This is a genomic window from Geothrix edaphica, from assembly GCF_030268045.1.
Classification (GTDB): domain Bacteria; phylum Acidobacteriota; class Holophagae; order Holophagales; family Holophagaceae; genus Geothrix; species Geothrix edaphica.
Window position 1 is genome coordinate 390865 of record NZ_BSDC01000001.1, and the last position, 26826, is coordinate 417690.

Sequence of the window (26826 nt, forward strand, 5' to 3'; positions counted from 1 at the left end):
ACCCGGATGATCTTCACGGTGCCCAACAAGAACCTTGTCACTGCCCAGAAGGTGTCTCCAGGAACCTTCCTCGACCTGAAAATCTGGGAACGCCAGCACATCGAGCAGTGGGTAATCAACAATCCTGAGATTCTTGGCGAAGAGCTCCTGATCCTTACTGCCGAATTCAGCGGGTTCGAACAGAGCAAGGATCGATTGGATGTCCTGGCCCTCGACCGGCAAGGGAACGTGGTTGTCATTGAGTTGAAGCGGGACGGTCTGGCCGCCTATGCCGATCTTCAGGCCCTGCGCTACGCCGCCATGGTGGCTTCTCTCACCATTGAGAAAGTCATTCCTTACTACATCAAGTTCAGAAAGCGTGTGGCTGATGAGGTGCTTACCGAAGAACAAGCCAAGGCAGAGATCCAGGACTTCGTTATCTCCGACACCTTTGAGGAGTTCTCGACCAAAGCACGGATCATTCTGTGTTCCGAGGATTTCTCGAAGGAGATCACCAGCACCGTGCTCTGGCTCCGGGACTTCGGCGTGGATCTGAGTTGCATCAAGATCACGCCCTACGCGATGGAGGATAAAGTTGTCATCGTCCCTCGGGTGCTTATTCCGCTAGAGGAAGCTAAGCAGTATCTGATCGGGATTCAGGCGAAGGAAAACCCACAGCCGTCCAAGGGAGCCAAGCGCCAACGAACGGTGAAGATCCTTCTCGAAAACGCATTGGTGAAGGCTGGGGACAAGGTGTTCCTGAAAAACGGACTCCCCTCATTCCTCCAATTCAAGAAGGATGACCCCATCTTTTCTGCGGAAATCACTGGGCTCAAGGGGCAGAGCGACGCCATTCGCTGGGCCAATGACGGACAGTGCTACTCGTTGTCCAATCTGGCCTGGAGCATTTTTAAGGAGCATCACCCGGAGGGCAAGGATCCCGGTGGTGTGAATGGCGCTTGGCATTGGGTGAATGAACAAGGCGTTTCTCTCTGGGATTTGGCAGAGAAACACTTGGCTGCGGCCTCCACCAAAGCCTGATTCGGAGAGGCCATCACCATGCATCCACTCCACGACCGTATCTCCGCTCTCCTCCATGCCCACCTAGCGTCCAAGCGCATCGTGGTGTGGTACGACCCACGCAAAGAGTTCGAGCCCTACTTCACTGAACTCCTCGACAGCAAGACCACTGGAGAAGGTCTGGTGCCAGTGAAGTTCAAGAAGCTCAAGGTGCAGGTAGGAGTCTTTCGGGGCTCCTACTTCGCGCTCCGCCAGCAGGCCGAGCCCCATTACGCCAAGGAGGAGCCGGATCACCTGCTCCTGTACCTCCCCGGCGAAACCTGGGCGCAAAAAAGCTCTCCCCTTATGGAGCTCGATCTCGCGGGCCACCGATACACGGATCTGTCGCTTCGCCGCGAAGCTCGGCATTGCCTCAAGGATGTGGGCTACTCGGATGGCGTGATCGACGATCTACTTCGGCCCGAGTCCCTCGGCTACGCAGATCTGGTGCGGGTCCTTGCCGGAGGAGGCGAAGGCCAGGGCAGTGGCCTGCTGAGGACTGTCTTCAAGGAAACGGACTCCGAATCCCTGATCGCCGCGTGGCTGGCGGATCCCAACACGGACGAGAAATTGGGCCAGAAGGATGCAGGTGCGGAACTGCTCAAGCTGGTGGCCAGCCGGGTGGGGGCCACGCTTCCGGTTGAACTGCCTAAGACTCGGCGCATTCTGTTCCGCTATCTGCTGGTCAACGAGTTCCGGTCTGATCTCCAGGGCTCGACGGTCGAAATACCTGGATCCGTTCCTGCCGCTGGAACGAAAGAACTGGAGCGGGTTCGCAAGATCGCAGGCCTCCTGAGAAGCCACCATACTGAGGCCTACCGGGCCGCTGCGGACGAGGTGGAACAGGAACTGGGGCTGCCGACCCTCGGCATACATCCGGATCACCTGGGCAGCCTGGACACCTTCCGCTTCGAAGAGCGGGCCCTCTTTGGCCGCTGCGCGGAACACATCGCAGAGCGTCGATTCCAGCAGGCCCTGGATCTGGCCTCGGCCCGGCAGACCAGCTTCTGGCTCACCCCCGAGCGGCGCAGCCAGTGGGAGCTCTGCGCCCGCATGGCCACCCTGGGGCTCGCCATGGAGGCCGCTAAGGGCCAACTGCAGGGCCTGAAGGACAAACCGGAGGCCTGGTTCGGTTGGTACACCGAAGGCGAGGAGGCGGGCCACCTTGTGGATCGCCGCTTCCGAGAATTGGAGACGGCAGTTTCCACCCTGGAGGAGGACCCCGAAGCGGAACCGGCCTACAGCCTCATTCGGCAGTCCTACGACCGCTTCCTGGAGGGTTGCACGGAAGGCTTCACGGCGGCCCTCGCCAAGCGGGGATGGCAGGTGCCGGGCGCGTTGCACCAGACCCGCGTCTTCGAGGACGTGGTGCGGCCCCTTCCCGCCAAGAAGGCCCTGATCCTGGTGGACGCCCTTCGCTACGAAATGGCCGTGACCCTGAAGGCCCGCCTGGAAGACCGCGTCGACGAGCTCAAGCTGCGGCCCGTGGTGGCAGCCATGCCGACCATTACGCCCGTGGGCATGGCCGCCCTGATGCCAGGGGCCGCGACCAGCTTCGAAGTCGCTGAAGAAGGTGGGAAGCTGGGATCCAAGGTCAGCGGCACCTTCCTCCCGGATCTGGCGGCCCGCAAAAAGTGGCTGAAGGAATCGGTCCCAGCTAGCACGGACCTCGATCTCCAGAGCGTTCTCACCCTGGCCCCGGCGAAGCTCAAGGCCCAGATCGACGGCGCAGACCTCGTGGTGGTCCGCTCCCAAGAGATCGATGCCTCAGGTGAAGGCGGCCTTGGCAGCGTGGCCCGCCGCGTCATGGATGGCCTGCTCACCACGGATCTGGTGAAGGCCATGCGCCGTCTGAGTCAAGCGGGCATCACCCACTTCGTGCTTTGCGCCGACCACGGCCACCACTTCGCTCGGGCCAAGGAAGACGCCATGAAGCTCGACCTCCCAGCGGGCCAGCGGATCGAGGATCACCGCCGCTGCGTCATTGGTCGTGGGCTTCAGGTGGCCAATGGATGCGTCAAGGCCACGGCCCAGGAGCTTGGTTACACCTCCGATCTGGAGTTCCTGTTTCCGGACGGGGCCGGTGTCTTCAAGTGCGGTGGCGATCTGGCCTTCCACCACGGCGGCCCCAGCCTCCAGGAGCTTGTGGTGCCCCTGCTGACTTGGCGCGCCAGGGGAGCAGACGATCAGGCCACCGAAGCCGTTCAGGTTCGTCTGGAGGGCCTGCCGGAGACGGTCACGAACCCCATCTTCACGGTGAGCATTGAGTGCTCTCAGGGCCTCTTCGCCCAGCCGTTGAAGGTCTATCCCGTGCTGATGGCTCAGGACCGCGTGGTCGGTGAAGTCGTAACCGCATTCGACTGCGAGCGGGACGACGCTACCCAGCAGGTGACGCTGGAGCCGGGCCGCAAGGCAACGTTGGTGTTCCACCTAAAGGACGAATCCCCGGCAAGCATCCAGGTCAAAATTCTGGATCCCCGCACGGATTCTGAACTCCTCAAGCCCAAGACCCTGCCTGTTTCCCTGACGAGATGACCATGAACGCCAGCCCCCAGCGCGATCCCCTAGACGACAAGGTAAACCGCCACTTCGCCGGGAAGGTAGTCCGAAAGGATCTCGTCCGGAAGGTGAAGGTGGGGGCAAATGTGCCGGTGTTTGTTCTCGAATACCTGCTTGGGAAGTACTGCGCCTCGGCAGACGAGATGGCCATCCAGGTCGGTCTCCAGGTGGTGAATGACACCCTTGCGAAGAACTACATCCGCCCGGATGAAGGCCCCAAGGCCCAGAGCAGAGTCAAGGAAGCCGGAAAGTACAGCTTCATCGACAAGGTGAAGGTCCGCCTCGTGGACTCGGAGTATTGGGCCGAGGCCAACAACTTCGGACACAAGAACCTCCATGTGCCTACCCACTACGTCGTGGACTACGAGCGCCTGCTCACGGGCGGGATCTGGGCCCAGATGGACATGCGCTTCGAATACGACGAGGAGTCCAAGGGCAAATACCCCTTCTGGATCGATCGCCTGAACCCCATCCAGATCGCGAGCTTCGACCTGGAGGAATACCGGAAGCTGCGCCAGGAGTTCACCACGGACGAGTGGATCGACTTCATCCTCCGGAGCCTTGGCTACGAGCCGACGGCCATGGACCGCCGCCTGAAGCTGCTCTTCCTCATCCGCCTGATTCCTTTGACGGAGCGGAACTACAACATGGTGGAGCTCGGCCCCCGTGGCACGGGCAAGAGCTACGTAATCCAGGAAGTCAGTCCCTACGCATCACTGCTGACCGGCCCCACTACCGTGGCAAACCTCTTCGGCCACATGAACGGGAAACAGAAGGGCATGGTGCAGATCTGGGACGTGGTGGGCTTTGACGAGGTGGCCGACCTCCAGAAAATGCCCAAGGAAGTCATCACCACGATGAAGACGTATTGTGAGTCCGGAAGCTACCAGCGGGGCCAAGAGGCGACCTCGGGTGATGGTTCCATCGCCATGTTCGGGAATACCCAGCAACCCATTGATGTGATGGTCCAGTCGGGCCACCTCTTCGAGCCAATGCCCGACGTGATCCGGGATGACATGGCCTTCATCGACCGTCTGCACTTCTATCTCCCTGGCTGGGAGATCCCGAAGATGCACAACGACCTCTTCACCGACCACTACGGCTTCGTGGTGGACTACCTGGCAGAGGCCCTACGAGAGCTCCGGAAGCACAACTTCACGGAGGTTATCGACCACCACTTCGCGCTCGGGGCCCACCTCAACGCACGTGACCGCAAGGCCGTCCGCAAGACCGTTTCCGGCCTGATGAAGATCCTCCACCCCCATGGCCAGTGCAGCCAGGAGGAGATGGGCGAACTGCTGGAACTCGCGCTGGAAGGGCGTCGGCGCGTGAAAGAGCAGCTAAAGAAGATGGGGAGCTTCGAGTACTACCACACGAGCTTCAGCTACACCGTGCAGGAGAGCGGCGAAGAGCGCTTTGTGGGCGTTCCCGAACAAGGGGGCCGCGACCTCATCAGCCAGGATCCACTGTCTCCCGGAACGGTCTACGCTGCCGGAGTTTCTGCCGAAGGCACCGTGGGCCTCTACCGGGTGGAGGTCACCCTTTCCTCCGGCACCTCAAAGCTAAAGCTGGCGGGTGGCATCAGTGGCAGCACCAAGGAGGCCCTCCAGCGGGCCTTCGGGTATCTCCTGGCCCACAAAACCGATCTGAGCGTGGCCAAGGACGTCGATACCTCTGACTTCCACGTGGAGGTGGTCGACCTCCTGAACAACCGCCTCGAAGTAGAACCCGGCGTGGCCTTCTTTGTGGCCTTCATGTCGGCCCTCCGGAAGGCCCCTGTCTCCCCGGCCATGCTGATCCTGGGTGACCTCAGTATCCAGGGCAACCTGAAGCCCCTCCGCAGCCTCGTAGAGCCCCTCCAAGTCGGCATGGACAACGGAGCACGCCGGGCCCTCGTCCCCATTGAGAACAAGCGCAACTTCTTGGAAGTCACCGGAGACGTTGTGGAGAAGGTGGATCCGGTGTTCTTCGGGGATCCGAAGATGGCGGCAGCGAAGGCGATTGGGTGATAAATATCAACCACAATTGGAGTAAACCATGGGGACAGCTAAAGCGTGGCAAATGGAGCAGGAAGATAGAGGATATTATGGAATAGGGACGAACTTTTGTAAAAACTGCGTCGATGACGCTAACGTAATAAAATTTATCAAAAATAGCGGTCTAATACATACGACTGATCAATGTTCATACTGCAATATTACAAAAAAAGTTTGGTCTACCGATGATTTGATGGATACGCTTGCTTCAAAAATCTTTGAAGAATGGGGTGACCTTCATGACGGTAGGGTTCCTTATGATGATGAAACCGGCGACCCAATCGGGAATGAACATTCTTTTAGCACTGAAGAATTACTTGAGCATGAAGGCTTTTTGGTAAGCTCAACACAGCTTCAAGAAGATATACAAAATGCATTTATTGCAACCGAATGGTGCGAAAACGATCCATTTGGAGACAATGAGGAGCTTACACTCAAGATCAGCTGGAATGAGTTTTCGAATATCGTAAAACATAAAATGCGATATACATTTTTCCGAAATACAAATCAAGCCGATTCATATGTCTATACACCCCTTGAATTGCTTAACAATATGAAACGCATTTTTATGTTCAAGGGAATGCTCCAAACCATAAGTGCTGGGGCTACTATTTTTAGAGCAAGGCCTGGATTTGGACATAATGGCGGGAAAGCACTAGGGACTCCTCCTATTGGATACGGTGGTGCCAACAGAATGAGTCCAGAAGGAATTGGAATGTTTTATGGCGCTTTTGACGAAGAGACATGCTTCAAGGAATTGTTTGATTATAAAAAACCAAAAAAGAACCACTGTTCAATTGGACAATTTATTACAACATGTGATTTAAAGGTCTTGGATTTAACAAAATACCACAACAGTAGTGTTTTAAATGAAAACAACAAAGAAAAGCGAGAAATACTGAGATTTTTGAATCATTTTCAAAAAGAAATTTCAAAACCTCTTTCATCAAAAAATTCGCAAATCGATTACATACCAACTCAAGTTTTAACTGAATTTATTAGATATAATCTGATTTCCAAAAAAGGCCACGGCATAGACGGAATAAAATATAGAAGTTCGAAAAATTATGGCCATAACTGTGTAGTATTATTTGTAATGCATGAAGAGTGTGGAAATAAATCAGATGTAAATACAAAATTGAATTTAGTTTCCGCATCAAACAGAAGAGTTGGGCCATAGTCTGTAAAATGATTCCGCTGTGCTAATGCTGATCCTTCATAGAAGGGATCATGGAACTGAGGTGGTGTTAACGCCATAGCTATGAGAGCAGAGCCTCCAGAGGATCAGGACTCTGGCCCAAGAAGAAACCTTCCGGGGTTGGTTGGGTTTTGTCCTGTGGCTGGGGACGCACAAGACTTCAAGGAGCAGATCAGGGATGCCTTCAGCGGTCCCACTCCCAGATGATTCAGTTCCATCACATCGGTTCGCGTAGCCTCCGAAGGCGTTGCTGGGCGAGATGCCCCACACGCGGCCATCCGGCTCGACGATCACCACGCCGGCTGTGAGGTGCAGCGGGCTGATGGGCCGCGGAGGTTCCTCGAAATCGCCTTGCCCGGATACCTGGGCCCAGGCGGCGGGCGTGGCGGGCGCGCCCACCCAGGGCGCGAAGGGGAGGTCGTTCAGCGCGTCGGGCCTGGGGCCGTCCGGCATGGTGGTGGCCAGTGCCGCGGCGTCGGCCCAGGCCGCCAGGGGCGTGGGCTAGCTGGGGGCCTTGAGGAAGACGGGACGGCCGTGGGGATCGGGCCTGGGGTGGACGGTCATGGATGCAGCTCCGAGAGGGCCCGGTAGGCATCCCGCAGGGGGCGGGACCAGGGGGCGGCGGGATCGGCGGCCAGCCGGTCCACGCCGGCGCCGTAGTACCAGAGCTGATCCGGGCGCCCGGCCTTGAAGCGCGACCAGACGTCGTTCCCCTGGGTGCGCAGGTCGGCCAGGAGGCTCTGCAGGTTGTGGAGCTTGTCCGCCGCGGCCACGAGGCGGACGGAGTGCGGGGCGGTGGCCAGGTGCGCGAAGTGGGTTTCCTTGCGCTCGCGCCAGGGGGCCTTTTCCTGGGGATCCTCGGTCAGGCTGTCGCTGCAGGCCCGGACGATGGCGGCCACTCGGCTTCCGAAGGCCGCTTCAATCCGCGCCAGCATCGGCGCACCGCCACCATCCTCCGCGGTGTCATGCAGCAGGGCGGCGATGGCTTCGTCCTCGTCGGCGCCGAAGGTCAGCGCCAGCGAGGCCACGGCCAGGGGATGGGCCAGGTAGGGGATGGTGGTTCCCTTCCGGAGCTGGCCCTGGTGGGCGGTGCGGGCGAACTCCAGTGCCTGGGTGAAGCGTGGGGTGAGGTCCAGCGGCTGGGTCATGTTCTTGGACCTTTCAGGGGTGCCGTGAGGACCGGCTGGATATCCGCTTCGCGGTCGAGGTCACGGGCCTCCTCCAGCGCCTCGCCCGGATCCGGTCCTGTGCCGGGCCAGAACCGGAAGGGCCCTGCGTTGTCGGGCCGCCGGTCGTCGGTCCAGGTGCCGAGGATGCGGCGGCCGTTCCACTGGCCGCGGTAGGTCATGCGTGCGGGAACGCCTTTGTTGGGGCGTGTGTAGGTCTTGCCGAGCAGCACGCGGCCATCCTGTTCGTAGGTCCCGGCGTACTGGAACTCGCCGTCGTTGTCGGTGCCGAAGCCCAGCACCTGGCCCTGCTGGAACACCAGGTCGAGGGATTCCCGGCCCTCCTCGCGGGAGACCTGGCGCCAGCTGCCGGACCAGGGGCCGCTGAGCAGATCGAGAGACCGGGTCCGGGGCTCCATCACAACCCCCAGGTCTCGTGGGCCGCGCGCCAGAAGAGCCAGGAGGTCTCCAGGGTGGCGTCGATGATGGCGTGTAGGCCGTTCGGGTGGATGCCCTTGGGGAGGGTGATCTGATGGTCCAGCATGAGCTGGGCGGAGTGGGTGGCTTCGCGGGCCTCGACCTCCTCCTGGGGCGGCGGCGGGTCCTGGTTGGTGTCGGTGTACCGGAAGTCCTGCTCGACCAGGGCGCGGGGCCAGCGGTACTCGTTGTTCCACCAGTTGCAGAGGCGCAGGGCCTGGACGTATTGATCCGGCGGGATGCGCTTGTCCCCGGTCCACTGGAGCACGAGGATGTCCGCCTGCTTGCCACTGATGGAGAGCCTCAGCTGGACGCAGCGGTCGGACTTGAGGCTGAACTTGAAGTCCACCAGGAAGCCGCGGGTGGGGTGCTGGAAGGCAGAGAACCCCACTTCCTCCAGCCAACCCGCGAGCATGTCCGGCGCGAGGGGGCGGATCTCCGTGGGGGGAAGGGGCACGAGCGGCGTGGGCTCATCCATGGAGGACTCCGTCGGTGGGGCTTCCCAGGGGGCGTGGTAGGCCTCCCAGGCCGCCCGGGAGAGGGCCTTGAGGACTTCGGGGCGGCGGTCGCCCCCGGCGTGGCGCCGGAGGGCTTCCTCGGGGGACAGGGCGCGGGAGGGGGATTCGAGGGTCATGGGCAGCCTCCCGGATGACGAGGGCGGCTCGCGGCGTCCTCCGTGGCCAGGCACTGGGCGAGGTGGGTCGCCAAGAATCCCTCGTCGAAGGGCCTGGCCTTGGGGACGGAAAGACCCTGGGCCACCTGCCAACGGCCGGCTTCGTCGAGGATCAGAGTCAGGGACGGGGAGAAGGCGCCCTTCGCCCGGTGGGTCGGACTCAGGCTGACGCTGAGCACCCTGGGCGGCGGGCCCGCCAACGGCCTGAGGAGCTCGATCCCGGCCTGCTCCGGGCCCAAGGGGGCGAACTCGAGGGAGAAGCGGCCCAGCACCACGTCGAGGCCGACCACGGGCTCGGACCGGATGACGCAGTCCCTGTGGAGGACGGGGTGGCGGAAGGCGAGGAGCCCCTGGTCGCGGAGGGGGCGGAGCCAGCCCTCCACCTGGGTGAAGAGCGTGTCCACCTGGCCCAGGTAGGCGCGGTAGCGGGCCATGCGCGCCGTGGCCTCCGAGCGCTGGCGCTCCTGGCGCTGGGCGAGATGGGCGGCGAGGTCATTCAGGTCCATGGCCACCCTCAGATGAACCACCAGGCCAGGAGGGCGCCGGGCAGCAAGAGGATCCAGGCGCAGCCCTTGAGTCCGAAGGTGGTGCGGTTGTAGACGCGGTTGTAGGCGGCCTTGCGCGGGTTGGTGAGCCAACCCCAGCCGCGGGGCGCCTTCAGTCCGAGGTTCTGGCGGACGAAACGGGCTGGGCTGGTGCGGGCTGCGATGCGCTTCTTCAGGGAGGGGATGCGGAGACCGACCTTCATGGGAGCTCCTTCGAGACGGGATGGTGCTGGATCAGCCGCCGTCCCAGCTGGAGGATGCGGTTGCCGTCGGAGACGCAGGCCTGCCACTCGGCGGGGATGGCCTCAAGGCCGTCTCGGGCGCCCAGGAGCGCGCCCACGATGGCGCCGTTGGTGTCGGTGTCGCCGCCCTGGCGGATCACCCAGGGGAGGGCCTCGGCGTAGGGCTGACCCGAGCTGAGGACGGAGATGGCCACCTTGAGGGCTACCAGCGTCGAGCCCATGTCCCAGCCATCGAGTCGGCGCTCGGCCAGGGATTCAAGGGATACGGGGACGAAGGCCTCGGCCACCTCGGGCAGCAACGCCTCGGCGTGGGCCAGGGCGAAGTGGCGGGGGTCCCGCTCCCGGTGCACCTGGGCGGCCACTAGCAGGGCGAGGAGGGCCGCGGACTGGCGGCAGGCGGGATCCCAGTGGGTGAGGGAGGCCTCCTCTGAGGCCAGCCGGAAGACGTCCCCGGGCTGGCCGGCGAAGGCCAGACCCAGGGGTGCGATGCGCATGGCGGCACCATTCCCGAGGGGTCGCTCACCGCGCTTGCAGCGGGTCTGCCACACGCGCTCAGCGGCCCGGGCCTCCCCGGCCAGAGTCTTGATCAGCACCTCGCGGGTGAGACCGCCGATGCCTCGGGAACCCGACCGGAGCCAGTCCAGGTAGGCCGAGAGGATGGCTGGGTGGCCCAGCTGGTCCGCCCCCGGCGGGAGGTTGGCGAGGCAGCCGCCCAGGGCCATGGCCATGGCGAGGTCGTCGTCCCAGGCGCGGTGGGCCTCCTCGACGGGCAGGCGAGGGAAGGCGCCTGTGGAGGCCAGGCGTGCCCGGGTCTCCTCCCGGGTCCGGGATTCCACCGCGAGACCGAGCACGTTGCCGACGGCCAGGCCCATGAGGCAGCCCACTGCGCGGGATTCGGCGGTGAGGAGGTAGAAGGAGGTGACTGGGCTCATAGATGCAGGATGGATCGAAGAGGTGGACATAGGCTGTCGAATTCTAGGATTCAAATGAGATTCAGGCGCTCCTGAGCTAGGCCCAGTGTGGCCAGGGAGCCCCAGGGGAAGGCCACCCGATCAGCCTCGATCCCGTCTCCGAAGAGCGTCCCCAGGTCGTTCATCTCGGAAACGACCACGAGGGTCTGTCCGGGGCCCAAGATGCCCTCGGTGAGGGAGGTCCCGGTGGCGCGGCTGGGGAAGGCCTCCCGGACAAAGTAGGCCAGGGTCGGGACCGTGGGCTTCGGCAAGGTGAAGGCGCTGTGATGCGCCTGGTGGATGGATCGCGCCCAGCCCGTGGAGCCCGTGCCCGTCGCTACGATGAGGCCCGAGGAGGACTGGCGCTCCTCGCGGTCCCCGAGGCGCAGGCGGTAGCGGGCGGACTGGTGGCTGCTGTGACCCACGAAGATCTCATTGAGGGCGAGGAGCCGCTGCCCGTCGTCCAGGCGGGCCTCCACCATGGTCCGGGCCTCCACGGGCACGCGACCGGCTACGGCGTCCTGGAGCAGATCGGGGGCGGCCTCCGCTGGATGCTTGACCAGCAGGCCGTCCACCCGTTCGGGATCGGGGTTCAGCCCCAGAACGCGCTGGCCCTCGAGGTACTTCGCCACATTGGCCACTAGGCCGTCCTGCCCCAGGGCCACCACCAGGTCCTCCGGCTCGAAGACGAAGGCCGGTAGGTCGGCGCGATCCAACAGCACCCGCCGCCAAGTGAGCGGGATGGCGCGCAGGACCGAGGCCAAGGCCTGCTCAGTGCGCAGGTGCTGGGCTTCGACCTCGTCCAGATTCTGGCCGTGGCCATTGAGGATGAAGCGGGCCTGCTCCCGGGTGCCGTGGGCCATCAGCAGGGCCTGGTAGTCCGTGGGCCGGGTTACCAGCACCACGCGGGGGAGCTTGCCCAGGGCCATGTCAGGACTCCTTGCTCTCGAGGCGCTTGGTGCCGGCCTCCAGCAGGTTCGTGAGCATGGGGCCGAGTAGGTCGGGGCTGAGGTTCAGGTGTTCGATGGTTTGGAGCTTTCCGGCCAGCTCCTTGAAGCCCAGGCCGAAGATCACCGCGGGCGGCATGCCCTTGAAGACCTCCATCTGCCGCTGTTCCAGTTCGACCCGGGTGCCCTCCACAGCCTGGAGGCTCTCGGCCTGGGCCTGACCACCCAGGCGGGTCTCATGAGCCGCCGCCTCTGCCTGGACGCGCCGGGTCTCGGCCTCAGAGCGCGCGGCCACCTGCGCCGCCTCGGCCGCTTCCTCGGCCTTGCGCCGGCCGTTCTGGCCTTCCTGAGCGATGAGCTGCTCCTCCCGCTTGGCGAGCTCGATGCGGTTCTGCAGCTCGTTCTCCTGGATGGCCCGCTCCTTCTCCACCGCCAGGGCCCGACGCTGGAAGGCGGCCTCATCGGCCTCCTGCTTGATGTGCTCCCGCATGGGGGCTTCCAGGGCCTTCTCCAACTCGGGGTTGGGCTTCACGGCCGAGACGCGGACGGAGACGACCTCCAGGCCCATAGACTCCAGCAGGCCCTCGCCCGCCAGGCCGGCCTCGATGCGCTCTCGCAGCCGGGTCTGTCCCTCCACGAGGATGGTGCGGACGCTGGTGCCGGTGAGGTAGTCCGAGGCGTGCTGCTGGGCCATCTGGGCGAGAATCTGCGCCAGGCTCTCCAGAGGCTTCTTGTGGAATTGGCCTGTGCGGGAATCCAGGGTGAAGTCCACCCGGCCCGCCAGCTTGGCGGGATCCGCCACCCTGTAGCCGAGGACGCCCTGGGCGGTGATGTCCTGGAAATCGGAGGACCGGCCGTGGAGCATCACGGAGAGCTCCCGGTCGTCCGCGGGGATCTCGGCCAGGCTGTCGCTCATGGGCAGGAACCAGAAGGCCAGACCACGGCCCTGCTTGAGCAGGCGCGAACGCCGGAAGTGGAGGATGTGGGAGCTCGCCTCACTTCGGAGGTGCCTCAGGAAGGGGTAGCTGCGGATCTCGGCCATGGGTGCCTCCGGGGGGCGAAGGGGGGAATCACCTTCGATACACAAAGCATATATGCCTAAAGCATCGAAGTCAAGGCTCCGAGGCAGCGACCGCAGAGCCCGGCTGTAAGTCCCTTCATTAGGTGCGAAAACGGGTTGTCAATATGGAATAACTACAATCAATTAAATATTTAAAACTTAAGGCAAATCATGGAAGTGGAATAAAAGTAGCCCAATCAGGCCGGATAGACTTCTACACCCGCGACAAAGCGCCACACCTTTCAAGGTATTACAGGGCTATTAGGGCCTGTAATAGTTGGATAGCATCAAAAACGGCCAAAAAAAGCCGGAATTGACAAAATATAATAATGCCTTAGATTGGGAATACCGGCTAAGAATGGCCGGAAACATGAAGGATTCTAAATAAGCGGCGGAAGAGGGCCTGAAATGATATTCGAGTATATGACCATTGCTGAGCTCGCGGGCGAATTGGGGACAAGGATTCGAGACCTCCGAGTTCGCCATCGGTTCAATCAGGAGGAACTGGCCGCTCACGCTGGTCTTGGTGTGCGGGCTGTCCGTGACCTGGAGCGAGGGAAGGGCTCCACTGTGGAATCGCTCTTGAAGGTCCTCAAGGCCCTCGATTCGCTCGAAGGGCTCAACTACTTGGCCCCGAAGCCCTCGGTAGATCCAATGGCCCTCCTGAAGCAGCGGGCGCCCCTTGTTCGTGTCCGCAAGACCCGTAAGCAGAAAGGCGAGCTGTGAATCCGAACGTTGTCGAAGTCCGAATTTGGGGGCAGCAGGTTGGCGCCGTGGCGTTCGACGACAAGACCAACAGCTATGCCTTCAGCTATGCGCCCTCGTGGATGCGAGCGGCCGTAGAGCTGTCCCCCCTGCACATGGCGCTTGCCGAGGGGCGTGGCCCCTTCGTCTTTCCGGGGCTGGCGAGGCTGACTTATAGCGGGCTCCCTGGAATGCTGGCGGACGCGCTGCCTGACAACTGGGGCAACCGGATGGTTGACGCCTATTTGCAGATGCGTGGGATCTCGAAGGACTCCGTCAGTGTCCTGGATCGCCTCTCCTACGTGGGGATGCGAGGCCTAGGTGCCTTGGAGTTCAGGCCCGCGATGGGGAGCCGGAAATCACTCGGCACGGGCATCGACCTGCAGGACCTGGTCGATGAGGCGCGGTTGATCCTGGAAGGCCATCTGACCGATCAGGTGCTGACGAAGAAGGCGCTCTCCCAGCTCATCGAGGTGGGTGCTTCTGCGGGTGGCGCCAGGGCGAAGGCTGTGGTTGCGTGGAATGAGGAGACCAAGACACTACGCAGCGGTCAGTTCGACGTCCCTCCTGGGTTTGCCCACTGGCTCCTGAAGTTCGATGGCGTGGGCAAGGATGCGGAACTTGGCGGGACGGAGCACTACGGGCGAATCGAATACGCCTACCACCTGATGGCGCGAGCGGCCGGGATCCAGATGTCGCCTTGCCGGCTCATGGAGGAGAATGGCCGGGCGCACTTCATGACGCTCCGCTTTGATCGCGATGGCAACCAGAAGCACCACGTCCAGACCCTCTGCGGCTTGGCCCACCTGGATTTCCGACAGGCCGGAACCCATGACTACGGTCAGGCCTTCGTGGCGATGGACAAGTTGGGTCTTGATGCCGAGGCGAGGGATGAGCTGTTCCGCCGGATGGCGTTTAACGTCATGGCGCGGAACTGCGACGACCACACCAAGAACATCGGCTTCATCCTGAAACAGACGGGGCCGTGGGCGCTGGCTCCGGCCTATGACGTGATCTATGCCTACAATCCAAACGGGGCATGGACGGCTCGGCATCAGATGAGCATCAATGGACGCTTCGACGACATTCGCCGGGAGGACTTCCTGACCCACGCAGAGCGGTTCCGTGTTCGGAGGCCCGAGGCCCTGCTGGCGGATGTCCGGGCGGCGGTGGAATCCTTTGATCAGTTCGCTGGCGAGGCAGGGCTCCCGGTGGGTATGCGAGATGCCCTGGTAGCCCAGTTTCAGATGATCTGAAAAGGGTGACAGCGGAGGGTGGACGCTCACTGTCCAATAAGTTCCTCCAGGATGGGGGTCAGCCAGGACAAAAGACATGATCCCCATCACGCCCTACACCCTCCGCCAGTTCGTGCTCGACTTCGAGACCACGGGGCTCGACCCCGCCTCGGACCGAGTGCTTGAGGTGGGGCTGCGTGGAGCTGACACGTGGGATGCCCTGGTCTCAGATGCCGGGGACGCCTCCGAGGGTGCCGTGGCCGTGCATGGGTTGGACCCTGATCTCTGCCGCTGCTTGGGCCGGCCCTCCTCCGGGGTGCTGGACGGCCTGCTGGGGCGACTCGGCCCCGGGCCCGTCGAGGTGGTGGCCCATAAGGCCGCCTTCGAGAAGCGGTTCCTTGAGGCTTGGGTTGAGCGGGAGGGGCGCGTCCTCCCCTGGATCCGCTGGCGCTGCACCCTGGAGCAGGCCTGGGACTTGGCGCCTCAGGCGCCCTTCAGTTGCCGGCTCGGGGAGCTTGCGGAGCTCTTCGGATGGCCCACGGAGGGTCTCCACGGCGCGGGGATGGACGCCACGCTGACCGAACGTCTGGTGGCCACGCTGGATGCCTGGACCGAGGTGCGGAACCGGCTGGGAGGCGAACCGGGGCTGGTGTATCTGGCTGGGCCCTTACGGGGCGACGGCACTGCCGAGGCCATTGCTCACAACCGTGCTCGCATGGCGGGACTCGCCAGGTGGGCCCAAGCAGTGCTTCCCCAGGCGACCTTGGTGGTGCCCCACCTGAACTTTGCATTCGCCGACGAGACTGGCCGCCGCGGGGACCTTGTACGCACGCAGGTGCTCCGCAGCTGCGAGGCCCTCGTCGCTCAATGCCAGGCGTTGATTCAGTGCGGTCACACCCGCACAGAAGGCGTGGCGAGGGAAGTCGCCGTGGCTGAGGCCCTGGGGTTGCCGGTGCTCGAGGTGCCTGGATGGCCCTCCTTGAAGCGACAGCCAGCCATCCAAGTGAAGGGTGTGGCATGAAGGCGGCGCGCGTTCCCGGGAAGCGGGGGAGCCGGAAGCCCCTGCCCCCAAAGCTCCTGAGGTTCTGGATCGGCGGGTTTGGGGGCTCAGACTTCGATCTCGAATGGGACGGTGCCCAGCTTCGGCTCAGGTCCAGCAAGGCTCCCCGGGGGTGGCCACCGGAGTCGCAACCTTGGGAGGACCTCCCAACGCCGGAGCAGACCCAATGGATTGAGTTGGCGCAGGCGCTCGAGGAGGTAGGCGCTTGGACGTGGCCCACCTACTCCGACGATCTCGACGTCATGGACGGCACTCAATGGAGCCTGAAGATCCGCTGGGGATCCCGCCGCAGGTCGGTAGGAGGCAGCAATGCGTTTCCACCTGGGTTCGATCGGATTCGGGGCCTTGTCGAGCGATTGGCGGGGCCAGGAGAAACGTAGGCTCCTACGCCGTATATCGATAGAGCGCCGCCGGTCGGTGCCCCACGTCCTCCTGCTGCTCGCCCGTGGGCTCCAGCAGGCCGGTGGCCAGCATTCGGCGGCGGAAGGAATCCTTGTTGAGCTTCCGGGCGAGGACGGTCTCATGGACCTTCTGGAGGTCGTAGAGGGTGAAGGACTCGGGCAGAAGCTGGAAGGCCACGGGGCTGTAGTCCAGCTTGCCGCGCAGGCGCTTCACCGCGAGGCCGAGGATGTCGGCGTGGTCGAAAGCGAGGGGCATGGGCTGGTCGTGGGGATCGAGCACCTGGACGGGGCCACCGGTCTCGTCCTCCCATGGGACGACCAGCCGGCCCACGGTGCCTTGGGTCCGCCGGCTGGTGAACCGGTCGTGGTCCACCAGGGCCATGTAGGCCACGCTGAGGATGCGCATGCGGGGGTCGCGCTTGGGCTCGCCGAAGGTGTAGAGCTGCTCGAGGAAGATGCCCTTCAGGCCAGCCTTATCGCGAAGCACCCGGGCCACGGCGGCATCCAGGCCCTCGTTCATGCGGATGAAACCACCCGGGAGGGCCCATCGCCCCTTGAACGGGTGCTCCTCCCGCTGCACCAGCAGGGTGTGGAGGCTGCCCTCCGCCGGGGCCAGCAGCACCACATCCACTGCCACCGATGGCCGCTCGAACTGTGATGGGTCGTAGCCATCGAGGAAGGCTTGTTCGTCGGGTGGGGTAACTTGTTGGGCTGGAGGCATGGGTTATCGACCAAATGCATCATACTCGCGACTCATGCCAGTCGACCCTGAGAATGGCCGGAGAACCATCCGGACATAGCCTGAGGTCCTTACTTCATCGGAATTCCTCGAAGGTTTCGGGTGCTCCTGACTTTGGTATTTCAAACGCCGCTGGCCTGAAGGGGCTCATTCAATCTGAGTGGCCCTTCCATCCATGCCCTCAAAAAAATGCAGCGGCTCTTGATTTCCTTTTTGAGGAGCCTAGCTTTTTTTTGCGTGTAATTCGCAGGCCCTAATGAATGTGGCTGGCGACGCAGAACCCGAGGTCCACCACCAAATAGCGAACGAGACGAGCAGCATTGTGCGTCTGGTTCGGGCTGTTTGCGGTGCCCTGTTCTCGTCCTCCACATGTCTCACCTAGGGCGCGAGTCAAACATCACCACCTCCCCGAGCCTGGATGCAACCACCCCCACCGAGGTCTGGTACACCGTCGATGGTGATTGGGTGGAGTCCTGAGCCAGGGCCTCCTGACGTTGGGACCAAGGCAGGTCGTCTCTCTTCGGCGAAGTATGCGCTGCGCTGGGCGCTGCTCTGATCGGAGGCGTGGACTTCCCACGTCGAGGAGAAGATCTGAATGAGCCAAGACGCATATGTTTCCAGAGTGGATGCTTCCGCCCAGTGCATGAAGGGCGAGGGGGCTCATCCGGTGGATGGGCTGGTGGGGCAATCCCACGAGGGTGGCTCTAGCGACTTGGAGCGTCGCGTCCAGGCTGCGATGAGGCACTGCTTTAAGGGAGATCCGGAGCCGTACCTGGATCGCTCCGGACTTCGGGAGGCCCTTGGGTGCGTACTCCCCATGAGGCCGTCGTTTCGGACGCTGGAGCGATGGGTTGACCGGGGGCTCCCCTTTGGCCGGGATCCGCTGAATGGCCGAAGGAGGTACCTGCTCTCACAAGTGTTCGCCTGGTACGAGGAGGCGATCGGGTATGGCTCTCCTGCCGCAGAGGGACGGGACTTGTCGAGGCGTCTCCACCTCACGGTGGCTTGCCACGAGAGGAGAGCCCGTTCTCCTACCAAGGGATGATGGCCGCTCGCGAGAAATCAAAGTCCCATTCGGGTGTGGAGGCAGTCAAACACTCAATGAAATGGTGAGGGAAGGACATGGCGAAATCGAAGACGGATACCAAGCGCAGCCTGTCGGAAGATCAGTTGAGCCGCGGAGCCCCACAATTGTCCGATGAGAGGGCACCTGAGGTGGTTGAGGAACAAGGCGCCGAAGGGGCTACCTCCGCGAAGCCCAAGACAAACCCCAGGAGAGGAGCGATCCGATACTCCAATGGGATCGGGTGGTCTGATGCGACTCAGACCTGGTGGGTTCATGTCCGAAGTGGCAAGAGCACCTTCACGCGTGACACGGGGAAGCGGAATCGCCGTGACGCAGAGTCCTGGCTGCTGAACTTTCGCCGTGCCCAGGCAGTCCTCACCGGTGCAGACTACATCCCGCACCTGACGGTGGAAGAGGGGCTCCGGCTGTGGGTGGCGAATGTCACATTGGAGCCGATGCGTTCGAGGCCACCCTCCGAGGGCCACATTGAAAATGTGAAGCGCGCCTACGAGCTTCACGTAATCCCTCAGATTGGTCGCAAGGAGATCGAACGGCTTCAGAAGTCGGACCTGCTGGATCTGGTCTCAAGGTACAAGGAGGGAGAGGGTCCGCATGGTTTGCACGATCAGGGCGGCCCTCGGAACTTCATCATTACCCTCAATATCCCTTTGAGGTGGCTCTTGAAAACGGAACGGGTGAGTCGCCTTCCTAGGTTGCCGATGATTCCCAAGATGGAACGCAAAATCCCCATCATTGTTCCACTAGAGCACTTCGAAGAACTGCTGCGGCGCTACGACAGGTACGTTCAGTACGACCTCTACGCCATGATCTACATCCGGGTGATGGCACTAGTTGGCTTGCGGACCACAAACGCACGTGACCTGCTGAAGAGCCAATTCCGAAATGGGCTGAGCCAACTCGCTACTGGTATTACCAAGAACGGCGTCGAGTACCTTCTCCCAGCCCCGAAGGACATCCAGGAGTTGCTGAAACACGTCCCATCCATGGAGGACGCAGCACCGCTCTTCCCGGCTCCCTACGCCAGGAAGCGGCGCAGTGAGGGTTGGTGTCTTGAGGCTTTTCGCCGGGCAGCCAAGGATATCGGCATGACAGAGAAGGTAGCTTGGCACAGGCTGCGGGCGACCTACGCCTCCGCTCTGGTCCAGATGGGCGCAGATATGTTCGTCCTCAAGGAGCTGATGGGTTGGGAAACCCTTGCGGTCGCTGCTCGCTACGTGAACACCTCCTCGTCTCGTTTGGTCTCGGCCCAGGGCAGCGCTGCGGACCTGCTCACGGGTCGGGGGCGAGACGGGAGGGAGGGGCAGCCGCCGGATCGTGGTTAGAGCCATGCGGCTTTACTGATGGATTACGGAGCTGGGTTCTATGACGAGACACGACAAAGATGCAGCAGACATGAGTGTGATAGAGGTGATCCAGGAGTACGCTCGCCGCGGTCCCCGGGAGATCCATCACACCGGAGCCCGGTTGATTCGCCGTAATGCCTCCCCCAGGTTCCTGGCGGCGCCCATCGATGAGATTGGATCCGAGGACTTCACGGGCGAATTGGAGCGCTACCTGGCCGGTGGTAACGGTCGTCGCAGGACGGGCTATCGCTTCGTAGGTGACTACAACCGGCTGATGCAGTTCGCGGTTCAGGAGGGGTACAGGAGGGCTTCATTCAGTCCTTATCCCTATCCGCGGGAGGCCAGTGTGGCTCCGCCTCCTCTGAGTCCGGCGGAAGTCGTGCGGTTCAAGGAGGAGCTTGATTCCGTGTATGGTGATGACCTTCGGCTTCGGATTGTGGTGCGCGCCATCCTGTGCCTTGGGTTGGAGCTGCAGGAGGCCAGGCGCTTTGATCTCAGGAAGGGTGCCCTCGTGAGGGGGTTCTACGTCTTCAGCGATGGGCGCGGCCGGCTTCGACACATCCCGATCCCCAAGGACATGCAGGCGCTGATGGCCCGGGCCCAGCACATGGGTGTGCTGGATGAGAAGGTTTCTGGCCCCTGGGTGAGCCTCCGGCAGCTTTCTGTGGCCGTGGCACACCTCGGGGGGCTCATTGGCGTTCCGGGGCTGACCCCCCTCCGGTTGAAGCGGACGGCCATCTATGGGGAGTGACCTCGGGGGCCATATGGATCTGTTCAGGGCCTCGCCAAATCGACTTCGAGAGATCCCAACTGGGAACGAAAAAGCCACCCCAAAGGGTGGCTTTTCTGAGGATGACCTGGTGGGCTGTGCTGCGGATGTGCAGCGCATTCCAGGGGTGTTGCCAAATCTCCTCATTTCAAGTTTTTTTTGGTCGGCGCGAGAGGATTCGAACCTCCGACCCCTACCACCCCAAGGTAGTGCGCTACCAGGCTGCGCCACGCGCCGTGAATCATTGACTCTAGACCGGACGGGGGCTCAGGTCAAGGTTTGACTGGCCGGGACAGGCGCTCGTGAAGGGCCCGCACGGACTTGAGGATGGGCTGGAGGTCGGAGCTGGTGCGGAGGAGCCTCGGGATGGTGGGTTTGGGCTTCGCGGCGGGGGCGGCGGGGAGTTCATCGAGGTCCAGGCCCAGGTCGAGGCGTTGCACGAGGTGGCCATGGGCCAGCAGCTCCGCGCAGTCGGCCACGGTGAGGCCCTCGGCCAGCCAGGCCTTGATGCGCTTCAGGCGGGGCAGCTCGTCCACGTGGTAGTAGCGGAGGTTGCCCTTGCTGCGCCGGGGCTTGATGTCGGGGATGACGTCTTCCCAGTAGCGCAGGTCTTTGGGACCCACGCCGATGAGGGTGGCGGCTTCACCAATCTTGAACCACTTCTTGTCACTCACGGCCCGCCTCCGCCGGTCGTGATCCGCCCCCTGCGAAGCAGGGCAGGGCGGCGATCATCTAGCTTTCCCTGGGCTCGATGCCCAGGGCCTTGAGGCGCTTGTAGAGGTTGGAGCGGTCCACGCCCACGCGCTCGGCCACGCGGGTCATGTTGCCGCTCTGGAGCTTCATCTCCCGCTGGAGGTACTGGGCCTCGAACCAGTCGCGGGCCTCCTTGAGGCTGGGGAACTCGGGGAAGGAGAAGGGGTCGGGTTCGGCCAGGTGACGGGCGGCCAGGGCGCCCAGGTCCCGGGGGCCGATCTCGGCGCCGCGGCCCAGGATGACGGCCCGCTCCATGAGGTTCTTCAGCTCGCGCACGTTGCCGGGCCAGTCGTGGCGCAGCAGGGTGTCCTTGGCCTCGGGTCCCAGGTGTTTGGGCGGGCGACCGTACTGGCGTCCGATGCGGCTGATGAAGGCCTCGGCCAGGGGCAGGATGTCCTCGGGCCGCTCCCGCAGGGGCGGGATGCGCAGGGGCACCACGGCGAGGCGGAAGTAGAGGTCCTCGCGGAAGCGGCCCTTGGTGATCTCGCCGGAGAGGTCCTTGTTGGTGGCGGCGATGACGCGCACGTCCACGCCCACGGCGCCGCCCCCGCCCACGGGCTCCACGCGGCCCTCCTGGAGGGCGCGCAGGACCTTGGCCTGGGTCTTGAGCGACATGTCGCCCACTTCGTCGAGGAAGAGCGTGCCTCCGTCCGCCTCGCGGAACTTGCCCTTCTGGTCGCGCACGGCGCCGGTGAAGGCGCCCTTCTGGTGGCCGAACAGCTCGCTCTCGATGAGCTCCTCGGGGATGGCGGCGCAGTTGACTTCGACGAAGGGGGCGTCCTTGCGGGGGCTCTGCACGTGGAGGAGCCGCGCGACTTCCTCCTTGCCGCTGCCATTCTCGCCCGTGAGCAGCACGCGGCCTTCCGTGGGCGCCACCAGGGCCACGTCGGCCATGAGCCGCTTCATGGCGGGACTGTCCGCCAGGAAGAATCGGCCGCCCTCGACCTCCGCGTGGAGGCGCTGGTTCTCGCGCTCCAGCTTCGACTGGCGCAGGGCGTTGCCCGTCACCAGCAGCAGGCGATCCAGGTCGATGGGTTTTTCCAGGAAGTCGAAGGCGCCCAGCTTGGTGGCCTGCAGCGCGGTGTCGATGCTCGCGTGCCCGGAGATCATCACCACGGGCAGGTCGGGCCGCACTTGCTTGGCTTGTTTCAAGGTCTCCAGGCCGTCCTGGCCCGGTAGCCAGACATCGAGCAGCATGAGCTGGATGCCTTCGCCGTCGGGGTTGTGGAGCAGGTCGATGGCCTGCTCGCCCCGCTCGGCCTTCACAACGTGGTAGCCCTCATCCTTGAGGGCTTCGCCCAGGGACCGCCGGATGCCCGGCTCGTCATCCACCAGGAGGATGGTCGTGGGGACGCTCATGGTTCCATGCTGGGGGCGGGGCAAGCCTTTGTCCAGCAGGGGGTTGGCTAGAATTCCGCCAATGCCTTCTCGGTTTCCGGCCAGAGGGTGCCGGCCAGTTCCCCGGCGGCCTGGTAGTACGGGTGGGGCTGCACCTGGGGCAGCTGCTCAGTCACCCGCGCCACGAAGGGACGCAGGTGCTCCCGGAGCAGGCGCTGGGCCAGTTCCACGAACCGGTCCCGCTCTGCCAGGTCGCCTTCGACAACCTGGCCCAGCAGGTAGCTGAGGCAGGCGAGCTCCAGCCCCAGGTGGTCGGGCGGGATGCCCAGGTTCTCCTGGATGGAGATGTCGGCCTCGTCGTAGATGGCCTTGAGGGGCTCCAGCACCTCGGGGGCCATGTGGTGGCCCCGGGCCTGGACGGATTCGAAGAGGTGGACGATGTCCGTGTCCTTGGCGTGGAGGAAGAGCCGGGCGTACTCCACGGGCTGTTCCTGGGCGGGCAGGGCGTGTTCCACCATCCGGGCCAGGGGGGTCGCCAGGGAGGGGCTGGGGCCGCTGTCCAGCAGCTGCTCCAGCCCCTCCTTGAGATCGGCATCGGGCTCCAGGAAGACTTCGGCGAGGATCTGGGCGAGGTCCGCCAGGAGCGCGAGTGGCATGAGTGGTCCCTTTAGCGGAGCAGCCCCATCTGGTGGAAGCTGCTCACCTGGCCGGCGTAGACGAAGATGTAGCGGAGCAGGAAGCCGCCGATCAGGACCAGACCCGCGGCGGTGAGGGCCAGGTTGCGGCTGCCGTGGAACTCGTGGCCCTTGAAGATGTTGGGGGCGAGCTCGTAGACCTCGATGGCCAGCGGTACCAGGAGACCCATGACGAGGAATGGACCCCAGAAGACGAAGGTGTAGGGGCCGCCCAGGATCAGGCCCAGGGCCTGCTTCACGGCCAGGGAGGACAGCTGCCCGTGGATCAGGTAGGGCAGGATGATGAACAGCTCCAGCGAGATGAACACCACATCCAGGGTGACCAGGAACTTGATCTCGTGCTTCTCGGCGGGGCTCCTCTTGTTCAGGACCATGGCCAGCATGAGCGCCGCGGCGCCGCTGGAGAGGGCGGAGAACAGGAACATCTGAGCCACCAGGTTGGTATTCCAGAAGGGGCGCGCGGATACGGCTCCGAGCAGCACACCGGTGTAGATGCCCACGCCGATGGAGAAAGGAAAGCCCACCATCGCGATCTTCCCCCGCCAGGCGGAGAGGTCCACGTTCAGCCGGTGGACCTGCTTCCAGGTGGCGGGCACCTTGCTGAAGAGCCACTGGCGCTCGTCCGCGGTGAGCCAGGCGAAGAGGTAGAGGAAGGCGATCACCGTGAAGATGGTCAGGAGATACGACCCGATGGACATGGGGCTCTCCCACCGGAAGTGGGTGAACAGCTTGTAGAAGCGGTACCAGTTCCCCAGGTCGAGGATGAGCAGGCCCGATCCGATGGCCACGGGCCAGGGCGCGAGGAAGGCCCCCATGCGGGCCACGCGGGCGTAGACGGGCTTGTCGTCGACGGTCATGTAGTCTGCGAGACCGGCGGCGAAGAAGAGCCCGGCTGATAGCCCGCCCAGGAAGAGGTAGACGACGATGAGGAGACCCCAGTTGAACTCGTGCATGTCTTCCTCCTAGAGCAGGTAATAGAGTTGGGGGCCGTTGCCCGTCTGGGGTTCCTTCACGCGGTAGCGCCGCGTGGCGAGCAGGTCGTGGATCCGGCTGGCGGGATCCTCCAGGTCGCCGAAGACGCGCACCTTGGAAGGGCAGGTCTCGACGCAGGCCGGAATGTCGCCCTTGTCCACCCGGTGGCTGCAGAGGGTGCACTTGTCCACCACGCCCTCCTCCTCATTGAAGTAGCGGGCGTCATAGGGGCAGGCAACCATGCAGTAGCGGCAGCCGATGCACTCGTCGTAGTTGACGAGGACGATGCCGTCCTTGCGCTGCCAGGAGGCGCCGGTGGGACACACGCGGACGCAGGAGGGCTCCGCGCAGTGGTGGCATTGCTCGGGCTCGAAGTTGATGCTGAGCTTGGGGTATTCGCCCTTCCGTTCTTCGTTGATCCGGTTCCGGAAGTTCCCGATGGGAACCCGGTTCTCAGCCTTGCAGGCGACGACGCAGGCCTTGCAGTTGATGCATTTCCTGGAGTCGATGACGAGGGCGTAGCGCTTCTTCTTGATGGCCATGGTCCACCCTCCTCAGGCGTTCGCGACTTTGACGAAGGTTTCGTGGAAGGCGGCGTTGCCGGACACCTTGTCCCAGGCCGTCTCGAGGATCACCGCGTCGCTGGCGCCCACGTTGTAGACCAGGCTCTGCATCTTCGACTTCTTGCCGAAGCCGTGGAGCATGAACACGCAGTCGGGACGGATCTCCTCCGTGACCCGGGCCTTGAGCTTCACGCTGCCCACGCTGCTGGCGACGCTCACGAAGGCGCCATCCTTGATGCCCAGGCGCCCCGCCGGCTTCGGGTTGATCCAGAGGTCGTTCTCCTTCATGAACTCGTGCAGCCAGACGTTGTTCGACTGGTTGGCGTGGGTGAAGTAGCCCACGCGGCCGAGGATCAGCCGGAACCGGTCGCCGGGCGGCTGGACGGGCGCCGTGTAGACCGGGAGCGGGTCGTAGCCCGCCTCCTGCAGGCGCTCGGAGAAGATCTCGATCTTGCCGGTCTTGGTGACGAAGCGATGGTCCGGGGTCAGGGTCTTGCCGTAGCTGGGCTGGCCGCTGGCGGCCCAGACACCGTGCTTCTTCATGTGCTCGGCGGCCATGGGGATGGGCAGGTCCTTGAATTCCGCCTCCACCCACTGCTCGATGGTGTAGTCGAAGTAGTCACCGAGACCCAGCCGCTTGGCCAGGCCCTGAACGATCTCCAGGTTCGGCTTCGTGTCGTGGATGGGCTTCACCACCTGCTGGCGGTAGACCACGGCGGGCCAGATGCCGGGCATGACCTCGACCGGATCGGTCCGCTCCAGGTAGGCGCTCTCGGGGAAGACCACGTCCGCATACCAGGCCATGTCGCTCATCTGGACGTCGATGACACCGATGAAGTCCATCTGCTCGATCATCTTCAGCGTCTTGGCCTGGTCGGGCAGGGAGTTCATGGGGTCCTGCTTGTAGACCATCCACGCCTTGACGGGGTAGGGCTTCCCGCTGAGCACGTTCTCGCGCAGCTTCAGGTAGACGCCGTCGCCGGCGGCGGCCAGGGGGAAGGCCGTCTTGATCTCATCCACCCGGGGCGCCTTGGGCTCATCCCAGGGCATGAAGAGGAACTCGCCCTTGGGGAGCTTGGCGTTGGGCACCATGCCACCCATCTGGTCCCAGTTCCCCACGATGGCGTTGAGGATGGCCTGGGCGCGACGCATCTGGAAGTCGTTCTGGTACCAGGAGGACCGGCGGCCCGCGTAGTAGAGGGCCCGGGCGCCGGCGTCCGCGAACTCGCGGGCGATGCGGACGATGTCCCTGGCCGGGATCTCCGTCTCCTTCTCGGCCCACTCCGGCGTGTACTGTTTCACGTGCTCGGCGAGCTGCTCGAAGCCGGTGGTGTAGGCGGCGACGAAGTCCTTGCTGTGGCGGTTCTCCGCAATGATCACGTGGATCATGGCGAGAATGAACGCCAGGTCGGTGCCGGGCTTGATGGGGTACCACTCGTCGGCCTTGGCGGCGGTGACGGTGAAGCGGGGATCCAGGTAGACCAGCTTGGCCTTGCGCTCCATCACGCCGCCGATGAGGTCCATGGTGTCGGGCGTGATGATGCTCTCGAAGCGGTTCGCGCCGGACATGATGACGAACTTGCTGTTCAGCAGGTCGAAACTCGGGACGGTGCCGAAGGTGGCGCTGTAGGCCAGGTTGACCGAGGCCAGGCACAGGGTCGGGTGGCGCACGAGGTTGGGCGACCCGAAGGCCAGGCCCAGGTTCTTGAAGAAGACTTCCTGGAAGCCTTCGGTGGAGGACCAGAGGGACGCTTCCGGCCCGTACTTGTCCTTCACTTCCGAGAGCTTCTTGGCGGCGAAGTCGAAGGCCTCGTCCCAGCTGACGGGCTTCCACTTGCCTTCGCCCCGGGCCCCCACGCGGATCATGGGCTGCTTGAGGCGGTCGGGATCGTAGACCTGCTTGATGGCCGCATTGCCGCGGGCGCACAGCATGTCACGGGATTTGGGGTTCTCGGGGTTGGGGTTCAGCTTCCGGACGAAGCCGCCCTCGACCACGGCGATGGCCGAACACTTGTTCGGGCACAGCTCGCAGGTCGTCGGGATCTCCTTCGTTTCTGCAGCGGAGCTGCGCCCCTTCTTGAAGTATCTGAGGCATCCCACCTGTGTGGCGGCGACGGCCCCGGCGGTGGCGCCCGCGCTTTTCAGGAACAGCCGGCGATCCATGCGAATCGTTCCCATCGTGGTCTCCCTGGTGATCGAGGAAGGGCCGGAGGGTCGCCCCCCCGGCCCAGGTCAT

25 protein-coding genes and 1 tRNA gene are annotated in these 26826 nt (G+C 63.3%); 10 read left to right on the forward strand and 16 right to left on the reverse strand.

The window, feature by feature from the left end; translation table 11 throughout:
- Positions 1-6: 6 nt before the first annotated feature.
- The 5 genes from QSJ30_RS01795 (at position 7) to QSJ30_RS01815 (ending at position 7336) form a co-directional block, all read left to right on the forward strand.
- Positions 7-1020, forward strand: coding sequence for a PDDEXK family nuclease (locus QSJ30_RS01795; RefSeq protein WP_285606072.1), 1014 nt, complete (start codon positions 7-9; stop codon positions 1018-1020).
- An 18-nt stretch (positions 1021-1038) separates the two neighbouring features.
- Positions 1039-3573: a PglZ domain-containing protein gene (locus tag QSJ30_RS01800; RefSeq protein WP_285606073.1), complete on the forward strand. Its 2535-nt coding sequence runs from the start codon at positions 1039-1041 to the stop codon at positions 3571-3573.
- 2 nt (positions 3574-3575) lie between these two features.
- A complete protein-coding gene (gene brxL, locus QSJ30_RS01805) occupies positions 3576-5606 on the forward strand; it encodes a protease Lon-related BREX system protein BrxL (RefSeq protein WP_285606074.1) in 2031 nt (676 codons plus the stop codon).
- Positions 5607-5634: 28 nt separating this feature from the next.
- The gene (locus tag QSJ30_RS01810; protein ID WP_285606075.1) at positions 5635-6813 is read left to right on the forward strand and encodes a HEPN-associated N-terminal domain-containing protein; all 1179 of its coding nucleotides are present in this window, start codon (positions 5635-5637) and stop codon (positions 6811-6813) included.
- A 340-nt stretch (positions 6814-7153) separates the two neighbouring features.
- Entirely contained in the window at positions 7154-7336 is a 183-nt protein-coding gene (locus tag QSJ30_RS01815; RefSeq protein WP_285606076.1) for a hypothetical protein, read from the forward strand.
- Positions 7337-7391: 55 nt separating this feature from the next.
- Here QSJ30_RS01815 and QSJ30_RS01820 read toward each other — a convergent pair whose 3' ends face one another.
- The 8 genes from QSJ30_RS01820 to QSJ30_RS01855 are packed head-to-tail and all read right to left on the reverse strand — an operon-like array spanning position 7392 to position 12873.
- Positions 7392-7979, reverse strand: a complete 588-nt coding sequence (locus QSJ30_RS01820; RefSeq protein ID WP_285606077.1) for an HD domain-containing protein — start codon at positions 7977-7979, stop codon at positions 7392-7394.
- Positions 7976-8416: a hypothetical protein gene (locus tag QSJ30_RS01825; RefSeq protein ID WP_285606078.1), complete on the reverse strand. Its 441-nt coding sequence runs from the start codon at positions 8414-8416 to the stop codon at positions 7976-7978. Before QSJ30_RS01825 ends, QSJ30_RS01820 begins: the two co-directional genes overlap by 4 nt.
- Entirely contained in the window at positions 8416-9108 is a 693-nt protein-coding gene (locus QSJ30_RS01830) for a YbjN domain-containing protein (protein WP_285606079.1), read from the reverse strand. The genes QSJ30_RS01825 and QSJ30_RS01830 overlap by 1 nt, the downstream gene beginning before the upstream one ends.
- Complete coding sequence (locus QSJ30_RS01835) at positions 9105-9653, reverse strand: hypothetical protein (RefSeq protein WP_285606080.1); 549 nt, start codon at positions 9651-9653, stop codon at positions 9105-9107. The genes QSJ30_RS01830 and QSJ30_RS01835 overlap by 4 nt, the downstream gene beginning before the upstream one ends.
- Positions 9654-9661: 8 nt before the next feature.
- Positions 9662-9895: a hypothetical protein gene (locus tag QSJ30_RS01840; RefSeq protein WP_285606081.1), complete on the reverse strand. Its 234-nt coding sequence runs from the start codon at positions 9893-9895 to the stop codon at positions 9662-9664.
- Positions 9892-10866, reverse strand: a complete 975-nt coding sequence (locus QSJ30_RS01845; RefSeq protein WP_285606082.1) for an ADP-ribosylglycohydrolase family protein — start codon at positions 10864-10866, stop codon at positions 9892-9894. The genes QSJ30_RS01840 and QSJ30_RS01845 overlap by 4 nt, the downstream gene beginning before the upstream one ends.
- Before the next feature lie 50 nt (positions 10867-10916).
- Positions 10917-11813, reverse strand: a complete 897-nt coding sequence (locus QSJ30_RS01850) for a diacylglycerol kinase catalytic domain-containing protein (protein ID WP_285606083.1) — start codon at positions 11811-11813, stop codon at positions 10917-10919.
- A gap of 1 nt (position 11814) precedes the next feature.
- Entirely contained in the window at positions 11815-12873 is a 1059-nt protein-coding gene (locus QSJ30_RS01855) for an SPFH domain-containing protein (protein ID WP_285606084.1), read from the reverse strand.
- A 441-nt stretch (positions 12874-13314) separates the two neighbouring features.
- On the opposite strand from QSJ30_RS01855, the gene QSJ30_RS01860 reads away from it, so the two are divergent.
- From QSJ30_RS01860 to QSJ30_RS01870, 3 genes are all read left to right on the forward strand, one after another.
- Complete coding sequence (locus QSJ30_RS01860) at positions 13315-13617, forward strand: helix-turn-helix domain-containing protein (protein ID WP_285606085.1); 303 nt, start codon at positions 13315-13317, stop codon at positions 13615-13617.
- Entirely contained in the window at positions 13614-14891 is a 1278-nt protein-coding gene (locus tag QSJ30_RS01865) for a type II toxin-antitoxin system HipA family toxin (RefSeq protein WP_285606086.1), read from the forward strand. Before QSJ30_RS01860 ends, QSJ30_RS01865 begins: the two co-directional genes overlap by 4 nt.
- A 76-nt stretch (positions 14892-14967) precedes the next feature.
- A complete protein-coding gene (locus tag QSJ30_RS01870; protein WP_285606087.1) occupies positions 14968-15891 on the forward strand; it encodes a hypothetical protein in 924 nt (307 codons plus the stop codon).
- 423 nt (positions 15892-16314) lie between these two features.
- On the opposite strand, the gene QSJ30_RS01875 is transcribed toward QSJ30_RS01870, so the two are convergent.
- Positions 16315-16968 carry an NUDIX hydrolase gene (locus QSJ30_RS01875; RefSeq protein ID WP_285606088.1) on the reverse strand — a complete coding sequence of 218 codons (654 nt, stop codon included), beginning with the start codon at positions 16966-16968 and terminating at the stop codon, positions 16315-16317.
- 1224 nt (positions 16969-18192) lie between these two features.
- Between QSJ30_RS01875 and QSJ30_RS01880 the strand changes: the two genes are divergently transcribed.
- Together QSJ30_RS01880 and QSJ30_RS01885 are read left to right on the forward strand one after the other, a co-directional pair.
- Positions 18193-19479, forward strand: a complete 1287-nt coding sequence (locus QSJ30_RS01880; protein ID WP_285606089.1) for a tyrosine-type recombinase/integrase — start codon at positions 18193-18195, stop codon at positions 19477-19479.
- A 40-nt stretch (positions 19480-19519) separates the two neighbouring features.
- On the forward strand, positions 19520-20251 hold the full coding sequence (locus QSJ30_RS01885) for a hypothetical protein (protein WP_285606090.1): 732 nt from the start codon (positions 19520-19522) through the stop codon (positions 20249-20251).
- A gap of 178 nt (positions 20252-20429) precedes the next feature.
- Here QSJ30_RS01885 and QSJ30_RS01890 read toward each other — a convergent pair.
- From QSJ30_RS01890 to QSJ30_RS01920, 7 genes are all read right to left on the reverse strand, one after another.
- Positions 20430-20506, reverse strand: a tRNA-Pro gene (locus tag QSJ30_RS01890).
- 35 nt (positions 20507-20541) lie between these two features.
- Positions 20542-20943: a helix-turn-helix domain-containing protein gene (locus QSJ30_RS01895; protein WP_285606091.1), complete on the reverse strand. Its 402-nt coding sequence runs from the start codon at positions 20941-20943 to the stop codon at positions 20542-20544.
- A 58-nt stretch (positions 20944-21001) separates the two neighbouring features.
- Positions 21002-22381 carry a sigma-54-dependent transcriptional regulator gene (locus QSJ30_RS01900; protein ID WP_285606092.1) on the reverse strand — a complete coding sequence of 460 codons (1380 nt, stop codon included), beginning with the start codon at positions 22379-22381 and terminating at the stop codon, positions 21002-21004.
- Positions 22382-22428: 47 nt separating this feature from the next.
- A complete protein-coding gene (locus QSJ30_RS01905) occupies positions 22429-23016 on the reverse strand; it encodes a TorD/DmsD family molecular chaperone (protein ID WP_285606093.1) in 588 nt (195 codons plus the stop codon).
- Between the two features lie 11 nt (positions 23017-23027).
- Entirely contained in the window at positions 23028-24008 is a 981-nt protein-coding gene (gene nrfD / locus QSJ30_RS01910; protein ID WP_285606094.1) for an NrfD/PsrC family molybdoenzyme membrane anchor subunit, read from the reverse strand.
- 9 nt (positions 24009-24017) lie between these two features.
- Positions 24018-24569, reverse strand: a complete 552-nt coding sequence (locus QSJ30_RS01915; protein WP_285606095.1) for a 4Fe-4S dicluster domain-containing protein — start codon at positions 24567-24569, stop codon at positions 24018-24020.
- Positions 24570-24581: 12 nt separating this feature from the next.
- On the reverse strand, positions 24582-26768 hold the full coding sequence (locus QSJ30_RS01920; protein WP_285606096.1) for a molybdopterin-dependent oxidoreductase: 2187 nt from the start codon (positions 26766-26768) through the stop codon (positions 24582-24584).
- Positions 26769-26826 lie beyond the last annotated feature (58 nt).

Coding starts and splice junctions, on each gene's coding strand:
- QSJ30_RS01795 (WP_285606072.1), top strand. CDS start 7: ATGATCTTCACGGTGCCCAACAAGAACCTTGTCACTGCCCAGAAGGTG.
- QSJ30_RS01800 (WP_285606073.1), top strand. CDS start 1,039: ATGCATCCACTCCACGACCGTATCTCCGCTCTCCTCCATGCCCACCTA.
- brxL (WP_285606074.1), top strand. CDS start 3,576: ATGAACGCCAGCCCCCAGCGCGATCCCCTAGACGACAAGGTAAACCGC.
- QSJ30_RS01810 (WP_285606075.1), top strand. CDS start 5,635: ATGGGGACAGCTAAAGCGTGGCAAATGGAGCAGGAAGATAGAGGATAT.
- QSJ30_RS01815 (WP_285606076.1), top strand. CDS start 7,154: ATGGGCCGCGGAGGTTCCTCGAAATCGCCTTGCCCGGATACCTGGGCC.
- QSJ30_RS01820 (WP_285606077.1), bottom strand. CDS start 7,979: ATGACCCAGCCGCTGGACCTCACCCCACGCTTCACCCAGGCACTGGAG.
- QSJ30_RS01825 (WP_285606078.1), bottom strand. CDS start 8,416: ATGGAGCCCCGGACCCGGTCTCTCGATCTGCTCAGCGGCCCCTGGTCC.
- QSJ30_RS01830 (WP_285606079.1), bottom strand. CDS start 9,108: ATGACCCTCGAATCCCCCTCCCGCGCCCTGTCCCCCGAGGAAGCCCTC.
- QSJ30_RS01835 (WP_285606080.1), bottom strand. CDS start 9,653: ATGGACCTGAATGACCTCGCCGCCCATCTCGCCCAGCGCCAGGAGCGC.
- QSJ30_RS01840 (WP_285606081.1), bottom strand. CDS start 9,895: ATGAAGGTCGGTCTCCGCATCCCCTCCCTGAAGAAGCGCATCGCAGCC.
- QSJ30_RS01845 (WP_285606082.1), bottom strand. CDS start 10,866: ATGAGCCCAGTCACCTCCTTCTACCTCCTCACCGCCGAATCCCGCGCA.
- QSJ30_RS01850 (WP_285606083.1), bottom strand. CDS start 11,813: ATGGCCCTGGGCAAGCTCCCCCGCGTGGTGCTGGTAACCCGGCCCACG.
- QSJ30_RS01855 (WP_285606084.1), bottom strand. CDS start 12,873: ATGGCCGAGATCCGCAGCTACCCCTTCCTGAGGCACCTCCGAAGTGAG.
- QSJ30_RS01860 (WP_285606085.1), top strand. CDS start 13,315: ATGACCATTGCTGAGCTCGCGGGCGAATTGGGGACAAGGATTCGAGAC.
- QSJ30_RS01870 (WP_285606087.1), top strand. CDS start 14,968: ATGATCCCCATCACGCCCTACACCCTCCGCCAGTTCGTGCTCGACTTC.
- QSJ30_RS01880 (WP_285606089.1), top strand. CDS start 18,193: ATGGCGAAATCGAAGACGGATACCAAGCGCAGCCTGTCGGAAGATCAG.
- QSJ30_RS01885 (WP_285606090.1), top strand. CDS start 19,520: ATGACGAGACACGACAAAGATGCAGCAGACATGAGTGTGATAGAGGTG.
- QSJ30_RS01900 (WP_285606092.1), bottom strand. CDS start 22,381: ATGAGCGTCCCCACGACCATCCTCCTGGTGGATGACGAGCCGGGCATC.
- QSJ30_RS01905 (WP_285606093.1), bottom strand. CDS start 23,016: ATGCCACTCGCGCTCCTGGCGGACCTCGCCCAGATCCTCGCCGAAGTC.
- nrfD (WP_285606094.1), bottom strand. CDS start 24,008: ATGCACGAGTTCAACTGGGGTCTCCTCATCGTCGTCTACCTCTTCCTG.
- QSJ30_RS01915 (WP_285606095.1), bottom strand. CDS start 24,569: ATGGCCATCAAGAAGAAGCGCTACGCCCTCGTCATCGACTCCAGGAAA.
- QSJ30_RS01920 (WP_285606096.1), bottom strand. CDS start 26,768: ATGGGAACGATTCGCATGGATCGCCGGCTGTTCCTGAAAAGCGCGGGC.